Origin of the sequence: Polaribacter sp. WD7 (assembly GCF_003335085.1) — a bacterium.
In the GTDB taxonomy this organism is placed as follows: domain Bacteria; phylum Bacteroidota; class Bacteroidia; order Flavobacteriales; family Flavobacteriaceae; genus Polaribacter.
In genome coordinates this window covers 18,257-35,010 of record NZ_QPEJ01000011.1, presented here as the reverse complement: position 1 = coordinate 35,010, position 16,754 = coordinate 18,257, and the positions used below count along the sequence as shown (strand labels likewise).

General features: G+C 30.2%; 15 protein-coding genes and 1 tRNA gene. 9 read left to right on the top strand and 7 right to left on the bottom strand.

Going from position 1 to position 16,754, the window contains the following annotated elements:
• Positions 1 to 170 precede the first annotated feature (170 nt).
• Positions 171 to 1,199, top strand: coding sequence for a type IX secretion system protein PorQ (gene porQ / locus DUT90_RS00605; RefSeq protein WP_114424776.1), 1,029 nt, complete (start codon positions 171 to 173; stop codon positions 1,197 to 1,199).
• Between the two features lie 4 nt (positions 1,200 to 1,203).
• Positions 1,204 to 1,899 (top strand): (d)CMP kinase, encoded by a 696-nt coding sequence (gene cmk / locus DUT90_RS00600; RefSeq protein WP_114424775.1) that lies wholly within the window; start codon positions 1,204 to 1,206, stop codon positions 1,897 to 1,899.
• A gap of 103 nt (positions 1,900 to 2,002) precedes the next feature.
• On the opposite strand, the gene DUT90_RS00595 is transcribed toward cmk, so the two are convergent.
• Both DUT90_RS00595 and DUT90_RS00590 read right to left on the bottom strand, forming a co-directional pair.
• A complete protein-coding gene (locus DUT90_RS00595) occupies positions 2,003 to 2,632 on the bottom strand; it encodes a 7-carboxy-7-deazaguanine synthase QueE (RefSeq protein ID WP_114424774.1) in 630 nt (209 codons plus the stop codon).
• Position 2,633: 1 nt separating this feature from the next.
• On the bottom strand, positions 2,634 to 3,086 hold the full coding sequence (locus tag DUT90_RS00590) for a RidA family protein (protein ID WP_114424773.1): 453 nt from the start codon (positions 3,084 to 3,086) through the stop codon (positions 2,634 to 2,636).
• A gap of 215 nt (positions 3,087 to 3,301) precedes the next feature.
• Here DUT90_RS00590 and rpsA point away from each other — a divergent pair, with 215 nt between their 5' ends.
• Together rpsA and glmM are read left to right on the top strand one after the other, a co-directional pair.
• The gene (gene rpsA / locus DUT90_RS00585; protein WP_114424772.1) at positions 3,302 to 5,128 is read left to right on the top strand and encodes a 30S ribosomal protein S1; all 1,827 of its coding nucleotides are present in this window, start codon (positions 3,302 to 3,304) and stop codon (positions 5,126 to 5,128) included.
• Positions 5,129 to 5,664: 536 nt separating this feature from the next.
• Entirely contained in the window at positions 5,665 to 7,059 is a 1,395-nt protein-coding gene (glmM, locus tag DUT90_RS00580) for a phosphoglucosamine mutase (RefSeq protein WP_114424771.1), read from the top strand.
• A gap of 38 nt (positions 7,060 to 7,097) precedes the next feature.
• On the opposite strand, the gene DUT90_RS00575 is transcribed toward glmM, so the two are convergent.
• Both DUT90_RS00575 and DUT90_RS00570 read right to left on the bottom strand, forming a co-directional pair.
• Entirely contained in the window at positions 7,098 to 8,021 is a 924-nt protein-coding gene (locus tag DUT90_RS00575; protein ID WP_114424770.1) for a lysophospholipid acyltransferase family protein, read from the bottom strand.
• 24 nt (positions 8,022 to 8,045) lie between these two features.
• The gene (locus tag DUT90_RS00570) at positions 8,046 to 8,966 is read right to left on the bottom strand and encodes a lysophospholipid acyltransferase family protein (RefSeq protein WP_114424769.1); all 921 of its coding nucleotides are present in this window, start codon (positions 8,964 to 8,966) and stop codon (positions 8,046 to 8,048) included.
• An 83-nt stretch (positions 8,967 to 9,049) separates the two neighbouring features.
• On the opposite strand from DUT90_RS00570, the gene DUT90_RS00565 reads away from it, so the two are divergent.
• A complete protein-coding gene (locus tag DUT90_RS00565) occupies positions 9,050 to 9,706 on the top strand; it encodes a rhomboid family intramembrane serine protease (RefSeq protein ID WP_114424768.1) in 657 nt (218 codons plus the stop codon).
• A gap of 39 nt (positions 9,707 to 9,745) precedes the next feature.
• Here the strand turns inward: DUT90_RS00565 and DUT90_RS00560 are convergent.
• Both DUT90_RS00560 and DUT90_RS00555 read right to left on the bottom strand, forming a co-directional pair.
• Positions 9,746 to 9,818, bottom strand: a tRNA-Gly gene (locus tag DUT90_RS00560).
• A 62-nt stretch (positions 9,819 to 9,880) separates the two neighbouring features.
• A complete protein-coding gene (locus tag DUT90_RS00555; RefSeq protein WP_114424767.1) occupies positions 9,881 to 10,327 on the bottom strand; it encodes a GNAT family N-acetyltransferase in 447 nt (148 codons plus the stop codon).
• Between the two features lie 75 nt (positions 10,328 to 10,402).
• Between DUT90_RS00555 and DUT90_RS00550 the strand changes: the two genes are divergently transcribed.
• Positions 10,403 to 11,281 (top strand): MBL fold metallo-hydrolase, encoded by an 879-nt coding sequence (locus DUT90_RS00550; RefSeq protein ID WP_114424766.1) that lies wholly within the window; start codon positions 10,403 to 10,405, stop codon positions 11,279 to 11,281.
• A gap of 95 nt (positions 11,282 to 11,376) precedes the next feature.
• A complete protein-coding gene (locus tag DUT90_RS00545) occupies positions 11,377 to 12,060 on the top strand; it encodes a hypothetical protein (RefSeq protein ID WP_114424765.1) in 684 nt (227 codons plus the stop codon).
• A 90-nt stretch (positions 12,061 to 12,150) separates the two neighbouring features.
• Here the strand turns inward: DUT90_RS00545 and polA are convergent, their stop codons facing one another.
• Entirely contained in the window at positions 12,151 to 14,982 is a 2,832-nt protein-coding gene (gene polA, locus DUT90_RS00540) for a DNA polymerase I (RefSeq protein WP_114424764.1), read from the bottom strand.
• A gap of 161 nt (positions 14,983 to 15,143) precedes the next feature.
• On the opposite strand from polA, the gene DUT90_RS00535 reads away from it, so the two are divergent.
• Entirely contained in the window at positions 15,144 to 16,364 is a 1,221-nt protein-coding gene (locus DUT90_RS00535) for a metallophosphoesterase (protein WP_114424763.1), read from the top strand.
• An 84-nt stretch (positions 16,365 to 16,448) separates the two neighbouring features.
• A complete protein-coding gene (locus tag DUT90_RS00530; RefSeq protein ID WP_114424762.1) occupies positions 16,449 to 16,742 on the top strand; it encodes a co-chaperone YbbN in 294 nt (97 codons plus the stop codon).
• The last annotated feature ends 12 nt before the right edge of the window (positions 16,743 to 16,754 follow it).

Sequence of the window (16,754 nt, the reverse complement as noted above, 5' to 3'; positions counted from 1 at the left end):
GCCCAATAGCGCCGATGGTACTGCATTTATGTGGGAGAGTAGGTCGCTGCCTTTCTTTACAAAACCTCATATCTTATAGATATGAGGTTTTTTTATACTTAAATTTTTAGTTTCTTGTAATATATTGAAGTATTTTCGTTATTGTTTATGTAAGTCTATTTTTGTAGTAAATGAATATTAAAAAAATACTTTTTTTCGCTTTTTTTATTAACTGTTTGACATTAAATGCTCAAGTTGGAGGAGAAGAAGTTTATCAATTTTTAAATTTAGCTACTTCAGCCAGACAAATAGCTTTGGGAGGTGAAGTTTTAACGTTGACTGATGATGTAGATCAGCCTATTTGGAATCCTTCTGTTATAAATGAGGATATAGATAATAAATTATCTGTAAGTTATACAAATTTTTTAGCTGGAATTAATATTGGATCTTTGTCTTATGCAAAAACAATATCTAGACGTTTTGGAACTATACACACAAGTATACAATATTTAGATTTTGGAAAATTGATAGGTGCAGATGAACAAGGTAACGAAACTGGAAATTTTGGAGCGAATGATTTAGCATTATCAATTGGATATGCTGTAAATCTTCCATGGACAAATTTATATTTTGGATCTAATATTAGAGTCATAAATTCTAATATTGCTAATTTTTCTTCTATAGGTATTTCTACTGATTTATCAATATTGTATAACAATCCTTTTAAACCATTTACAATAACCTTAGTTGCAAGAAATATTGGAACTCAAATTCAAACTTTTACAAATACTCAAGAAAGAATTCCGTTTAGATTAGCTTTGGGAGGGTCTTATCAATTAGAACACGTACCATTAAAATGGTATTTGACATTAAATAATTTACAACAATGGGATATATCTGTTCCGAACCCTTCTGATCAATCGACTGATTTAGAAGGAAATGTAACGCAAGAGGAAGTTGGTTTTGTAGGAAATGCTTTGCGTCATTTTGTTGTTGGAGCTGAGTTGTTTCCTAAAAGTGCTGTAAATTTAAGGGTAGGTTATAATTTTAGAAGAGCAGCTGAATTAAGATTACAAAATGCTAGAACTTTTAGTGGTGTTTCTTTTGGTTTTGGAATTAAAATGAGAAGACTTAAGTTTAATTATGCTTATTCTAGGTTTCACTCGGCAGTAAATGCAAGTACATTTAGCCTTCTTTTAGATTTAGATAGAATAAGATAATAATATGACTAAAAAGATTACTATAGCCATTGATGGATTTTCTTCTACAGGAAAAAGCACAATTGCAAAATTGTTGGCAAATAAATATAATTATGTTTATGTTGATACTGGTGCTATGTATAGAGCGATTACCTTGTTTGCAAAATTAAATGGTTATGTTACAAAAGATACTTTTAATAAAGAAGCCCTTATAAATGACTTGACTTCTATTTCTCTTTCGTTTCATTTTAATGAAAAAATAGGTTTTTCTGAGATGTACTTAAACAATAGAAATGTTGAACAACAAATTAGAACTTTAGAAGTATCTCAATTAGTAAGTAAAGTTGCAGAGATTTCTGAAGTGAGAAAAAAATTGGTTTTAGAACAACAATTTATGGGGAAAGATGGAGGCGTTGTCATGGATGGAAGAGATATAGGTACTGTTGTTTTTCCTAACGCGGATTTAAAATTATTTATGACAGCTTCTGCAGATAAAAGAGCTATAAGACGCTATAAAGAATTGATTGATAGAGGTGACAAAGTTACTTTTGAAGATGTTTTGTTTAATGTTGAAGAACGCGATAGAATAGATTCAACAAGAGAGGATTCTCCTTTAACCAAAGCCAAGGATGCTATAACTTTTGATAATTCTGATATGGGTATCACAGAACAATTTGAGCGAATTTGCTCTTTAGTAGACCAAAGATTGTCTAAAATCTAAAAATTAGCAAATAGGTTTAGCCCTGATTGAAGCAATTGTTTGAGCTCTTTTTGAGGAACGAAAAAAAGCGAGTGCTGAAAGCAGGAAGTAGCTTCAAAAAAAACTAAGGTATATTTAAATATTTATGAGTTTGTAAAGAGATTCTCCATTTTGGATTTTTCATTACATAGTCTACAATTTCCTCGGTCATTTTTTCTTTTTTAGACCATTCTGGCTGTAAAAATAACTGACATTTTTTACCTACTTTAACAGCTTCTTGTTCTGCAAAATGGAAATCTGAGTTATTATGAATAATCATTTTTAACTCGTCTGCTTCTCTGTAATTTTCTTGTATTGGTAATTTTGTTTTCTTTGGAGAAAGGCAAAACCAATCCCACTTTCCAGAAAAAGAATACGCACCAGAGGTTTCTATGTGTGTTTTAATATGATTTTTTTGCAAAAGATTAGTGATGTAATCCATAGACCACATTAAGGGTTCTCCACCAGTTATGACAACAGTATTGGCATATTTTTTTACATTTTTTACAATAGTATCTGCCAAAGTTGGGGGATGCAAATCTGCGTTCCAACTCTCTTTAACGTCGCACCAATGGCAACCCACATCGCATCCACCAACTCTAATAAAATAAGCAGCAGTACCAGTGTGTGCACCTTCACCTTGTATGGTATAAAATTCTTCCATTAGTGGAAGCATAATTCCTTTATCGACTAAATCTTGTGTGTTTTTATCCATCTTATTTCTTTGCGGCAACTACTTCAATTTCAATTTTTGCACCTGCAACCAAATTGGCTGCAAATGTAGTTCTTGCGGGTAAATTATCGGTAAAAAAAGAACGATAAATTACGTTCATTTTAGAAAAATCGTTACTATCAGACAAAATAACTGTACATTTTATGACATCATTTAATGTTAGGTTATGATGCTGTAAAACAGCTTGTATATTTAAAATGGCTTGTTTTGTTTCTGCTTCTATTCCTCCTTTGACCAATTTACCTGTAGTATGGTTTTTACCAATTTGGCCTGTTAAAAAATATAGATTATCAACTTGAACAGCATCAGAAAAAGGAACATTAGCTCTACTTTTTTCGTGAGATTTATGATGTTTTACCACACAATTAGGTTTTGTATTACATGAAATTGTAATTATCAACAATAAAAAAGAGAGTATTTTGAAGTATATTTTCATAATATTTTGATTATCAATTGCAAATATAATTTAAAAATAAGAGATTAATTTTGCTGTAAGTCTTTAAAAATCAAATGATTTTTGTAAATTTGCACTCCTTTTTACGATAACAGATTTAAAAAAGGAATTTTATAGCATGCATTTTAAAAACATCTCTTGAAGTTTTTATCGTTAAAAATCTGAATAACAACAAGATACAAATTTTATTTTCAGAAATGTCTGAAGAAACTAAAAACACTGAGGAGCAAGTAGTTGCTACTGAAGTACAAGAAACAGCAACATCTGCTGTAGAAGAAAAACAAGATCCACAACAATTTTTAGCTGATTTTAACTGGCACAAATACGAAGAAGGTATTGATGAAGTTGATGAAGAGAAATTGAAAGAGTTTGAAGAGGCTTTAAAAGGAACAATTGGTTTTGTTAACGAAAGTGATGTAATTGAAGGAACTGTAATAAGAATTACAGACAGAGATGCAATTATAGATATTAACTCTAAATCTGAAGGGGTTATTTCTTTAAACGAATTTCGTTACAATCCAAGTTTAGCTGTTGGTGATACTGTAGAAGTATTGGTTGACAAAAGAGAAGATTCTTCTGGTCAATTAGTATTATCTCATAAAAAAGCAAGAGTTATTAAAGCTTGGGAGCGTGTAAACAATGCTCATGAGACTGGAGAAGTAGTTAACGGTTTTGTTAAGTGTAGAACTAGAGGTGGTATGATTGTAGATGTTTTTGGAATTGAAGCATTTTTACCAGGTTCTCAAATTGATGTAAAACCAATTAGAGATTACGATCAATATGTAGAGAAAACAATGGAATTCAAAGTTGTAAAAATCAACCATGAATTTAAAAACGTTGTTGTATCTCATAAAGCACTTATTGAAGCTGATATTGAATTACAGAAAAAAGAAATCATTGGTCAGTTAGAAAAAGGACAAGTATTAGAAGGTGTTGTTAAAAACATTACTTCCTATGGTGTATTTGTTGATTTAGGTGGTGTAGATGGTTTGGTACATATAACAGATTTATCTTGGTCTAGAATTAATCATCCTAATGAAGTTGTAGAATTAGATCAAAAATTAAATGTTGTAATTTTAGACTTTGACGATAACAAATCTAGAATTCAATTAGGTTTAAAACAATTATCTGCTCACCCATGGGAAGCTTTAAATAACGACTTAAAAGTTGGAGATAAAGTAACTGGAGAAGTTGTTGTTTTAGCAGACTATGGTGCATTTGTAGAAGTAGAGCAAGGTGTAGAAGGATTAATTCATGTTTCAGAAATGTCTTGGTCTACACACTTACGTTCTGCACAAGATTTTGTAAAAGTTGGAGATAAAGTAGAAGCTCAAATTTTAACTTTAGATAGAGAAGACCGCAAAATGTCTTTAGGTATTAAACAACTACACCCAGACCCTTGGACAGACATTACTACTAAATACCCAGTAGGTTCTACACATACAGGTACTGTACGTAACTACACTAACTTTGGTGTGTTTGTAGAGTTAGAAGAAGGTATTGATGGTTTAGTATATATTTCTGATTTGTCTTGGACTAAGAAAATTAAACATCCATCAGACTTTGTAACTGTTGGTCAGCAATTAGAAGTTCAAGTTATAGAATTAGATGTAGAAAACAGAAAGTTAAACTTAGGTCATAAACAAACTCAAGATAATCCTTGGGATGCTCATGAAGATACGTTTGCTATAGGTTCTAAACATGAAGGAACAATCAAAGATAAGAATGATAAAGGAGCAACTGTAACTTTGCCTGACGGCGTAGAAGGTTTTGCACCAACACGTTTCTTAGACAAAGAAGATGGTTCTAAATTAGGTAAAGGAGATACAGCAGAATTTGTAGTTTTAGAATTTTCTAAAGAATACAGAAGAATTGTAGTTTCTCATACATCTATATTTAGAGAGCAAGAGAAAAGAAATGTTAAAGCAGCCGTTAAAAAGGCAGCTGAAGCAGAAAAAACTACCTTAGGAGATATTGGTGGTCTTGCAGATTTAAAGAAGAAAATGGAAGCAGGTAAAAAATAATTTTTTTCCCTAGAATATTCTATAATTTTATAAAAAGCCAATACATTTTGTATTGGCTTTTTTATTATCTTTATTTAAATTAACTTAAACTTTTTAAAATGAAAAAAGTATTGATAATTATAGTAACTCTTTTTTTTAGCTGTTAATATTACTGCTCAGAAAAAAGAAAAAAAAGGAATTCAAGGTGCTATTGAGGCTTTAAGTTTATCAAAAGAAGAAGGTATTGAAGTTACCAAAATTTGGACTGAAAGAAAGAATCAAATAAAGGAGATTAGAGCTGAAGGAAAAAGTGAATTGGAAACTAAAAATGCAATAATTAAGGTTAGAAAAAATGCTAGCAAAAAAATTTTAGAAGTAATTGGAAAAGAAAAAGCAGCAGAATGGAGAGAATATTGGAAAAAACAAAAAAAATAACTAATTAATTTCTAATAAAAAAACCTAATATTTAAATATTAGGTTTTTTTATGAAATCATTTTTTTGTGTAAAGTGAGGTTTTAGTTAAAAAAATTATATTTGCGTAACTAATGAAAATAGCATGACATTAATAAAATCAATATCAGGAATCAGAGGAACAATTGGAGGTAAAACAGCCGATAACTTAACACCTATTGATGCTGTAAAATTTGCTTCGGCATACGGGGCTTTTATAAAACAAAGAAACAAAGGAAAACAGAATATTAAAGTTGTTATTGGTAGAGATGCTCGTATTTCTGGGAAAATGATTAGCAGTTTAGTAGCCAATACGTTGGTTGGTTTGGGTATAAACATTGTAGACTTAGGTTTGTCTACAACACCTACCGTAGAAGTTGCTGTTCCTTTAGAAAATGCAGACGGAGGTATAATTTTAACAGCTTCTCACAATCCAAAACAATGGAATGCATTAAAACTACTAAATGAAAAAGGAGAATTTTTAAATGGTTTAGAAGGTGAGCAGATTTTAGCTTTGGCTGAGAGTGAAGATTTCAAATTTTCTGAAGTGGATGATTTAGGTAGTTATACAAAAGATAGTTCCTACGTAGCAAAACATATTCAGGAAGTTTTAGATTTAGAATTAGTAGATGTAGAGGCAATTAAAAAAGCAAATTTTAAAGTAGTAGTAGATGCTGTAAACTCTACAGGAGGTATTTTTATACCAGCTTTATTAAAAGAATTAAACGTAGAATGTGTAGAGTTATATTGCACACCTAACGGACAGTTTCCTCATAACCCAGAACCTCTTAAAGAGCATTTAACAGATATTTCTGAGCTTGTAGTTAAAGAAAATGCAGATTTAGGTATAGTAGTTGATCCAGACGTAGATCGTTTGGCTTTAGTTTGTAATGATGGCTCTATGTTTGGAGAGGAATATACTTTAGTAGCATGTGCAGATTATGTTTTAGGGAGATTGGGAGGCGGAAACACAGTTTCTAATTTATCATCTTCTAGAGCATTAAGAGACATCACAGAAAAACACGGAGGCGTATACACAGCTTCTGCAGTAGGGGAGGTAAACGTAGTCATAAAAATGAAAGAAACTAATACTGTAATTGGTGGAGAAGGAAATGGGGGAATAATATATCCTGCGTCACATTATGGAAGAGATTCTCTAGTTGGTATTGCGTTATTTTTATCACATTTGGCGCATCAAAAAATAACATGTAAAGCATTAAGAGATTCGTATCCGAGTTATTTTATGAGTAAAAATAAAATTGAATTAACACCTCAAATAGATGTTGATGCTCTTTTAGAAACCATGGCTTCTACTTATGTAAGTGAAGATGTAAATACGATTGATGGCGTTAAGATTGATTTTGCAGAAGAATGGATTCATTTGCGTAAGTCTAATACAGAACCTATTATTAGAATATATACAGAAGCAAAGTCTCAAAAAGCAGCAGATGCTTTAGCAGAACGTTTTATAGCGGAAATAAAAGTGGTGGCAGGTATTTAAATAGTATATTAATAAATTAAAATAAAAAGAGAAGAAAATTAAATTTTCTTCTCTTTTTGTTTTTCTAACATTATCTTTTGCCAATCTTTATAACGGTCATGATGTTTAAATCGTTTATGAGTCCAAAGATAACATTCGGGTTGCTCTCTAATGTTTCTTTCTGTTATTTTTAAAAACTGATCTGTAATTTCATAATCTTTATAAAGATTAGGAGTTTCTGTAATTAATTCAAAATCTACTTCGTAATATCCTCTTTTAATTTTTTTAGATCTATAATTGATTACAACCATATTGTGTTTTTTAGAAAGCATTTCAGCTCCTGTATGCACAGGGACTTTTGTCCCAAAAAATAAAGTCCAATAATATGCTTTTGAAAGTCTAGGAGATTGATCACTTAATAAAATATAAGCTCCTTGTATATTATTTTTAAAATTTGAATTGATTAAGTTGATGAAATTGGAAGTAGTAGCACCTTTAATTCCAAATTTCTGTCTTGTTTCTTTTACTTTGTTTTCAAAAATATCATTTCGTATTCTACTATAGGCTCCAAAAACATTAGTGTCTAATACTAAACCTAAGCTTGTAGACCACTCCCAATTAGAAAGATGAGCACTAACTAAAGCAATACTTTTACCTTCTTGTGCATATTTATTTACAAGTTCTGGATTTTTATATTGATATCTTTTTAGTATTTCTTTTTCTGATATAGTAAATGATTTAATACTTTCTACAAGTAAATCTATAAAATGTTTGTTGAATTTTTTTGCAATAGCTTCTTGCTCTTTTACATCTTTTTCTGGAAATGCGATAGCTATATTTTTTAAAACAACTTTTTTTCTGTAACCAAAAATATAAAAATGTAGAAAGAATAAAATATCAGCAATACCATATAAAATAGGCATTGGCAATATCGAAAGTAGCCAAATGATAGGATAGATTACATAAAAAATAACTCTATTCATAAATTTACGATCTATTAGTCAAAGTTAATTTTTCTTTTTGGATTTAGAAATTTTTAATTTTTTCCATTCCTCTAATCGATCTTTATGTTTAAATCTTTTGTGAGACCATAGGTAAAATTCTGGTTGCTTATTTACTATATCTTCTGTCAATTTAAAAAAAGAATCTGTAATTTCATGTTTTGATGTTTCTTTAGGCTTTGTTGTTATAAGTTGAAATTCTGTATTGTAATAACCTCTTTTTATCTTAGTTGTAGCGCAATTAACAACTGCAAGGTCAAATTTTTTAGCTAAAGCTTCTGCACCAGTGTGTACAGGGACATGTACTCCAAAAAAATTAGTCCAGTATAAAGCCTTGTGTAATTGAGGAGATTGATCGCTAATTAAAAGATAAATTCCTTGAATTTTATTTTTAAAATCACGATGAATAGCTTTTACACTTTTTGCAGATTGGTAACAATCTATGCCAAATTTTTCTCTAGATGTTTTAATAAGTTTATCAAAATATGGGTTACCGATAGTAGTGTAAGCACTATTAACTTTAGCATTTAAAAAAAGAGGCATGTTAGTACACCACTCCCAATTAGCTTGATGTGCTCTAACCAAAGCAACACTTTTTCCTTCAGCAATAATATTATTAACTACTTCAGGGTTTGAATAGGTATATCGTTTAGAAATTTCTGCTTCTGTTATAGAAAGAGCCTTTATTGTTTCCATAAAAGAATCTGTAAAATGCTTAAAAAAATCTTTAGAAATTTTTCTTTTTTCATTTAAAGTTTTATCAGGAAAAGCCAAATTTAAATTGTTTAAAACAACTTTTTTTCTATAACCTATTACATAGTAAATAATAAAAAATAAAAAATCAGATTTTAAATACAAAATCCTCATGGGTAAGCTAGAAAATAGCCAGATAAAAGGGTAAGAAATTGCAAAAACAATAAAATACATATAGTAGTTTTTGATTCTGCAAATATCGTATATAAATTTAAAACGAAATAGTTTTCTTAATCTGTTTTTAGTATGTTTGTTAAATGATGAACACTATTAATCAAGCCGTTTTATTAATTATAATTGCTAATGTACTTGTTTCTATAAAGGGATTTAATGACTATGCTTTTTTAGACAAATACAAATTTCAAATTAGTAAAATTTTAGGAGGTGAAAAAATTAGAGTATTTACTTCTGGTTTTTTGCATGTAGATTGGGCACACTTAGGGTTTAATATGTATGCTTTGTATTTATTTGGTGGTATTGTAGCCAATTTTTTAAGTACACTTTATTTTGTAATTATTTATTTGGGAAGTTTACTGACAGGTAGTTTATATTCATTGTATTATCATAAAGATGAACCTTATTATTCTGCGGTTGGCGCTTCTGGCGCAGTTTCAGGTATTGTGTACGCATCTATATTATTGTATCCAGATATGAGTTTGTACTTATTTTTTATTCCAATACCAATTCCGGGTTATATTTTTGGAGTAGGATATTTACTTTACTCCATTTACGGAATGAAAAAACAATTGGGTAATGTAGGGCATTCTGCACATTTGGGAGGTGCTATGGGAGGTTTTATACTTACGCTAGTACTTCATCCTACATTATTTAATAGCAATTCTATTTTGGTTATAAGTTTAGGTATTCCTATTATTTTGCTACTGTTTTTTGGAGATAAACTAAAAAGTTTATAAATAAAAAAAGACTTTATGATTTAACATAAAGTCTTTTTGAGCGAAAGACCAGGTTCGAACTGGCGACATTCAGCTTGGAAGGCTGACGCTCTACCAACTGAGCTACTTTCGCATGGTAAAGGACTGCAAATATAAAATCATTTTTGAGTTCTGCAACACTTTTTAAAACAAAAATCAGTAAAATTTTTTATCGTCTCTTAAGACTTTTAAAAAGTGAAATCCGTAGATAGCATATCCTTCATTATAATAAAATTTGTGAGATTTTGGATTATTGGCATATGCATTTAATTCAATCGCTTCGCAACCTTTTTGTTGAACGTGTTTATCAATCCAACTAAAAAATTGTTTACCAATATTTTGGCCTCTGTATTGCTCGTCTATAATTACATGATCGGGTTCTACCGTTTTTCCAATATAATGTCTTGTAGAATACCAAAGACCAGAAATACCCATCAGTTTTTTATCAATATATAAACCTATACATTCATAATTTGACAATTTTGCCATCTCTAAAGTTCTTTTCTTTAAAAGTTTAGTAGGTGTTTTGGTGTTTAAAATAGATAGTAGTGGAATGATACTTAATATTTCATTAGGTTCAATAACCTTAATCTCAATATTCATATGGTAAAATTTTTTGTAAATATATTGTATCTTGTAAGACTAACGCAATGAATAAATATTATAAATCTCTATAAAATGAAATCAATTTCTATTTTTATCTTATGTGTCCTTTTTACTGTTGATGTGTTTTCTCAAAAAAATGAAATTAACATAGAAAGCACCAAGCTATCAGACCAAATATATATGTTAAAAGGAAGGGGCGGAAATATTGGTCTGTTTATTGGTAAAGATGCTGTTTTTATGATTGATGATCAATTTGCTCCTTTAACACCAAAAATTTTAGAGACAATTAAAAATATTACAACTAAACCTGTGTCATATTTAGTAAACACGCATTGGCATGGAGATCATACAGGTGGAAATGAAAATATGCAAAAAGAAGGTGCGCTAATTTTAGCTCACAAAAATGTACGTAAGAGAATGAGTGTAGACCAAGTTATAAGAGGCAAAACCAGAAAAGCCTCTCCTAAAGAAGCTCTTCCTATAATTACTTTTACAGAAGATATGATGATGCATCTTAATAACGACGATATTTTAATTTCTCATATTCATAATGCCCATACAGATGGAGACGCTTTGGTTTACTTTACAAATAATAATGTTTTGCACACTGGAGATGCTTATTTTCAAGGAAAATTCCCTTACATAGATTTAAACTCAGGAGGTAGTATTGAAGGTTATATACAAGGTGTTAAAAAAATGATTGTATTGACAGATGATAATACAAAAGTATTACCAGGTCATGGTAACGTATCTAATAGAGCTGAATTAATCGCATACAAAAATATGTTGGTAACATTAAAAAATAGGGTTCAACAAAAAATTGATAATGGAAAAACTGCAGAAGAGATAAAGAAAGATATAGAAATCACAAAAGAATATAGAGGCTATAGCGGTTGGATTACTGAAGAAAGAATTATAGAAACTATATACAAATCTTTGACTTCTAAATAAATAAAAATCGCTAAAAGAGCAAAAACTTAGTTTGTTTGCGTTAAAACGTAGTTGCATTTACTTTTAGATTTGTATAGAATTTAAAATATATACAAATGAAACGCAAAAAAAATAGAATAATTAAAAACATATCTTTAGGAATTACCTTATCAATTTTTTTATTAATTTCTTGTAATAATTACAAAAAGGAAGCTGGGGCAAACAAACAAGTAGTTGCGGAAGTATTAGACAACCAAAAAGACTCTAAAGTAGTAGAAAGTAAGAAAGAAGAAATTAAGACAAGAACATATAAAATGAAAGACGGAACTGCTCTTGTTTATAATTTAGACGCAAAAGGAATTGTAGGTTTTGATGATTGGAATGACTATGCAATAGTAAATTCTGAAATTGTAAACTTTAAAAAAGTCAATTTCAAAACTACAGAAGCAAGAATGAGACACCTTAACTATAGGATTGCAAATTTGTCGAATACTATACCTCCTTATTTAAAGACAGAAGAAGTTTTAGAAGATGTAGCTGACATTCAAAAAGAGTATAAAGAGCTGATAGAAGATACTAATGCTTCTGAAAAAGAAGTAGCAGAAAATCTAGAAGAAGTTTATGAGAAGTTTGATGATTTAAAAGAAGAGTTAAACGAAACGATGGAGCGATATATTAAAATTCATGATGATGCTATAGAAGAATTTATAGAAGAATATAAAGAAGGTAAAATTATGGCAGCCATAGAAGAGTATAATGAAGAGATAAAAGAGTTAGATAAAATGATTGAAAAAAAATAATTGAATTTTCTTATTCTAGAAACTTGAATTTTTTGAAATTTAATTAAAAGATAAAAGGATAGTTATAATAGCTATCCTTTTTTTATACTATTAATGCGCTTCCAACCAATTTTCGCCTAAACCAATTTCAACGTCTAAAGGAACGCTCATTTTGAAGGCATTTTCCATTTCGTGTTTAATTATGGGTTGTATTACGGCTAACTCGTCTTTATAAGCATCAAAAACCAATTCATCATGAACCTGCAGTAACATTTTAGATTTGAAACCTTCTTTTTCAAACCTGTTGTAAATATTAATCATGGCTAATTTTATAATATCTGCAGCAGAACCTTGAATAGGAGCATTTACTGCATTTCTTTCTGCTGCTCCGCGAACAACAGCATTACGAGAGTTGATGTCTTTTAAATATCTTCTTCTTTTTAAAATAGTTTCTACATAGCCGTGATCTCTAGCAAAATCAACTTGAGCAGACATATAAGCCTTTAATTTTGGATATGTTGCATAATACGTGTCAATCAATTCTTTAGATTCACTTCTAGTTAAATCTGTTTGGTTACTTAAGCCAAATGCAGAAACGCCATAAATAATACCAAAATTTACTGTTTTAGCATTACTTCTCTGCTCACGTGTTACTTCTTCCAAAGACACGTTAAATACCTTAGAGGCTGTAGAAGCATGAATATCTTCTCCGTTTTTAAAAGCATTTATCATTGTTTCTTCTTCACTTAAAGCAGCTATAATACGCAATTCAATTTGGCTATAATCTGCAGCTAATAATACATAGTTTTCATCTCTAGGCACAAACGCTTTACGTACTTCACGTCCGCGTGCTGTTCTAATTGGTATGTTTTGTAAGTTTGGGTTGTTAGAACTCAAACGTCCTGTTGCGGCAACAGCTTGGGCGTACACTGTATGTACTCTTTCTGTTTTTGGATTAATTTCATTAGGTAATGCATCAACATAGGTACTCTGTAATTTTTTATATTGACGATACTCTTGAATATCTCTAATAATTTGATGTTCTTTTGCCAAATAAGACAACACATCTTCCGCTGTAGAGTATTGGCCTGTTTTTGTTTTTTTAGGTTTTTCTACTAACTTCATGTTTTCGAACAATACTATACCTAGTTGTTTAGGAGAACCGATATTAAATTCTTCACCAGCTTGTTGATAAATTCCTTTTTCTAGACGATTAATATCTTCTGTAAGTGCTACAGACAACTCCTTTAAGAAGTCAGTATTTACATTAATTCCTTCAATTTCCATAGCCGTTAAAACAGATACAAGTGGCAATTCTACATCATTAAATAATTGAGTTACATTACCGCTTTCTAATTCACCCATAAAATGCTGTTTTAGTTGGTAGGTAATATCTGCATCTTCTACAGCATATTCAGTTTGGTCTTTTAAAGGTACAACACGCATAGAAAGTTGATTTTTTCCTTTTTTACCAATTAACTCTGTAATAGAAACAGGTTTATAATTTAAATACGTTTCTGCTAAAACATCCATATTATGTCGCATATCTGGGTTAATCAAATAATGCGCAATCATGGTATCAAACAAAGGACCCTGTACATGCATATTGTAGTTAGATAAAACTTTGATATCGTATTTTAGATTGTGCCCAATTTTTTCAATTCCTGATTCAAAAAAGGGTTTAAATTCGTCTAAAATAACTTTAGTTTCATCCTGATTTTCGGGAAAAGATACATAATATCCTTTTCCTGCTTTGTATGAAAAAGCAATACCTATCAACTCAACTTCTAAAGCTTTTAATCCTGTTGTTTCTGTATCAAAACAAACAGATGTTTGTTGCATTAATTTTTGAAGTAATAATTTTCTAGATAGGGGAGTGTTTATATGTTGGTAAAAATGATTGGTAGTTTGTATAGTTTTAAAACCAGATGCAGATTCTGCTTCAGAAACACTACCTGTTCCAGGTGCAGCAAATAGATCAAATTGACCATCTGTTTTTGTAATTTCTTTTTGTTTAGTGGGTGTTTCTACTTCAGCAGAAGAACTATTTGTTGTTGTTTCTGTAGCAAAGGTTTTAAGAAAATTTGTTAACAAATTTCTGAATTCTAAATCGTTAAAAATTTCAGTTACTTTTTCTGAGTCTGGTGCATCTAAGGTAAAATTTATAGCATCAAAAGTAACAGGTACATCTAACATTATGGTGGCTAGTTTTTTAGAAAGCAGACCTAATTCTCCATTTGCTTCTACTTTTTCTTTCATTTTCCCTTTTAATTGGTCTGTGTTAGCAAGTAATCCTTCCATAGACCCAAATTGAGCCAAGAACTTTTTTGCAGTTTTTTCTCCAACTCCTGGTAAACCAGGAATATTATCAGCAGAATCTCCCATCATTCCTAAAAAATCAATAACCTGCTCAGGGTTTTCTACACCAAATTTTGTTTGCACTTCAGGAATACCCCAAATGTCATAGCCCCCACCAAAGCGTGGTTTGTACATGTAAATATTTTCAGAAACTAATTGGGCAAAATCTTTGTCTGGAGTTACCATAAAGGTTTTAAAGCCTTCTTTTTCAGCTTGTTTAGAAAGTGTCCCAATTACATCATCAGCTTCATAACCCTCTTTTACCATAATAGGAATGTGCATAGCTTTTAGAATTTCTTCTATATACGGTACTGCAATTCTAATAGCCTCAGGTGTTTCATCTCTATTAGCCTTGTAAGCTTCAAACATTTCAACTCTGTCTACGCTTCCTCCTCTGTCAAAACATACTGCTAAGTGATCTGGTCGTTCTCGTTTGATAACGTCTAATAGAGAATTCATAAAACCCATTATTGCAGAAGTATCTAAACCTTTACTATTGATTCTTGGATTTTTAATAAATGCGTAATATCCTCTAAAGATTAATGCATATGCATCTACTAAAAAAAGTCTTTTTTGATCTGACATTGTATTATGTTATGAGTTATTTAAAAAGTTATATTCTTTAAGAATATCGTTTTTTAATGGTTTTTTGACAAGGTAGAAAGGTACAAAACTTTAACATCCTATTAAAATTCATTAGATAATATAAATGCTACCTTTGGTAAGTTTTTAAATAAAATTATCTTATGCGTTGGATAATACGATTGGTTATTTTGGTAGCAATTATTGTTTTGTTAGAGCTGTATGCTTTTCAAGCAATCAGAACAATAACAAAAAGTAAAATTATACGGTTTTCGTGGCTTTTTCTAAGTTTTGTAGTGTATGCAAATTTTTTATATGTAGCTTTAACATACGATAGAAGTAGTGGTCAAACCTCACAATTTCAAATAGCAATGGGTTTAATGCTAACAGTTTTAATACCTAAACTAGTTGTACTTATTTTTATGTTCGGGGAAGATATTGTGAGATGGATTCAAAAGTTAATCTCTATGGTTTCTTCAAGCGAAAAACAGTCTTTGTCTGGAAGACGCAAGTTTATTTCTCAACTCGCATTAAGTTTGGCAGCAATACCTTTTGCCTCTTTTATTTATGGTATTATTCAAGGAAAGTATAATTACAAGGTTTTAAAATATCAATTGAGTTTTAAAGATTTACCAGATGCTTTTGACGGATATACGATTACTCAAATATCAGATATTCATTCTGGTAGTTTTACGAATAAGGAAAAGATTCAATATGGTGTTGATTTAATTAACCAACAGAAATCTGATTTAATGTTGTTTACAGGAGATATTGTAAATAATAAAGCTGATGAGATGGATGATTGGATTGATGTTTTTGCTCAACTTAAAGCCAAAGAAGGTAAATATGCTATTCTTGGAAACCATGATTATGGCGATTATATGAAATGGGAAAAACCAGAAGATAAAATAGAAAATTTTCAGAAAGTAAAAGATATACATAAAAAAATAGGCTTTGATTTATTGTTAGATGAGCATAGGTATTTGGAAAAGGACGGTCAAAAAATTGCTTTACTTGGGGTAGAAAATTGGGGTAAAGGATTTAATCAAGCTGGAGATTTAAAAAAAGCAGCAATTGGCGTAAATAAAGAAGATTTTAAAATCTTAATGACACATGATCCAAGTCATTGGGAATATAAAGTGAAACAAGATGATTTTAACTATCAATTAACTTTAAGTGGGCATACTCATGGTTTACAAATGGGTATTGAAATTCCTGGTGTTTTTAGATGGAGTCCTTCTAAATACGTCTATAAACAATGGGCTGGTTTGTATGAGGAATTTGGAAGGTATATTAATGTAAATCGTGGTTTTGGTTATCATGCCTTTCCTGGTCGTGTTGGGATTTGGCCAGAAATTACAGTAATTGAACTTAAAAAAGCCTGATTATCAGTGTAATTAAATAGTTTTTTTTATATTTGTTTATATAATTTTACAATTTTTATTTTTGTCCCCCTAAAATATTACACTATGACAAAATTTGGTGAATTAATCAGTGTAGCTAAACCAGTTTTAATCGACTTTTATACAAACTGGAATGATAGAGCAACAACCATAGATACTTTAAGAAATGTTGCTGCAGCTTTAGGAAATAATGCTAAGGTGATAAAGATTGATATTGAAAAAAATGAGATATTAGCAGAAGCACTTCATATAAAAGAAAATCCAACCTTTATGATTTATAAAAATGGAGAAATGTTATGGAGACAAACAGGCCATAAAGATGCAAAAAATTTAATTGAAACTGTTTTAGAGTATGTGTAGTTTTTTTAAGAA

Bases quoted from the DNA above. Each gene is read 5' to 3' on its own strand.
- DUT90_RS00530 (WP_114424762.1), top strand. From the start codon at position 16,449: ATGACAAAATTTGGTGAATTAATCAGTGTAGCTAAACCAGTTTTAATC.
- rpsA (WP_114424772.1), top strand. From the start codon at position 3,302: ATGTCTGAAGAAACTAAAAACACTGAGGAGCAAGTAGTTGCTACTGAA.
- porQ (WP_114424776.1), top strand. From the start codon at position 171: ATGAATATTAAAAAAATACTTTTTTTCGCTTTTTTTATTAACTGTTTG.
- DUT90_RS00570 (WP_114424769.1), bottom strand. From the start codon at position 8,966: ATGTATTTTATTGTTTTTGCAATTTCTTACCCTTTTATCTGGCTATTT.
- DUT90_RS00590 (WP_114424773.1), bottom strand. From the start codon at position 3,086: ATGAAAATATACTTCAAAATACTCTCTTTTTTATTGTTGATAATTACA.
- DUT90_RS00575 (WP_114424770.1), bottom strand. From the start codon at position 8,021: ATGAATAGAGTTATTTTTTATGTAATCTATCCTATCATTTGGCTACTT.
- DUT90_RS00555 (WP_114424767.1), bottom strand. From the start codon at position 10,327: ATGAATATTGAGATTAAGGTTATTGAACCTAATGAAATATTAAGTATC.
- DUT90_RS00565 (WP_114424768.1), top strand. From the start codon at position 9,050: ATGATGAACACTATTAATCAAGCCGTTTTATTAATTATAATTGCTAAT.
- DUT90_RS00535 (WP_114424763.1), top strand. From the start codon at position 15,144: ATGCGTTGGATAATACGATTGGTTATTTTGGTAGCAATTATTGTTTTG.
- DUT90_RS00595 (WP_114424774.1), bottom strand. From the start codon at position 2,632: ATGGATAAAAACACACAAGATTTAGTCGATAAAGGAATTATGCTTCCA.
- cmk (WP_114424775.1), top strand. From the start codon at position 1,204: ATGACTAAAAAGATTACTATAGCCATTGATGGATTTTCTTCTACAGGA.
- DUT90_RS00550 (WP_114424766.1), top strand. From the start codon at position 10,403: ATGAAATCAATTTCTATTTTTATCTTATGTGTCCTTTTTACTGTTGAT.
- DUT90_RS00545 (WP_114424765.1), top strand. From the start codon at position 11,377: ATGAAACGCAAAAAAAATAGAATAATTAAAAACATATCTTTAGGAATT.
- polA (WP_114424764.1), bottom strand. From the start codon at position 14,982: ATGTCAGATCAAAAAAGACTTTTTTTAGTAGATGCATATGCATTAATC.
- glmM (WP_114424771.1), top strand. From the start codon at position 5,665: ATGACATTAATAAAATCAATATCAGGAATCAGAGGAACAATTGGAGGT.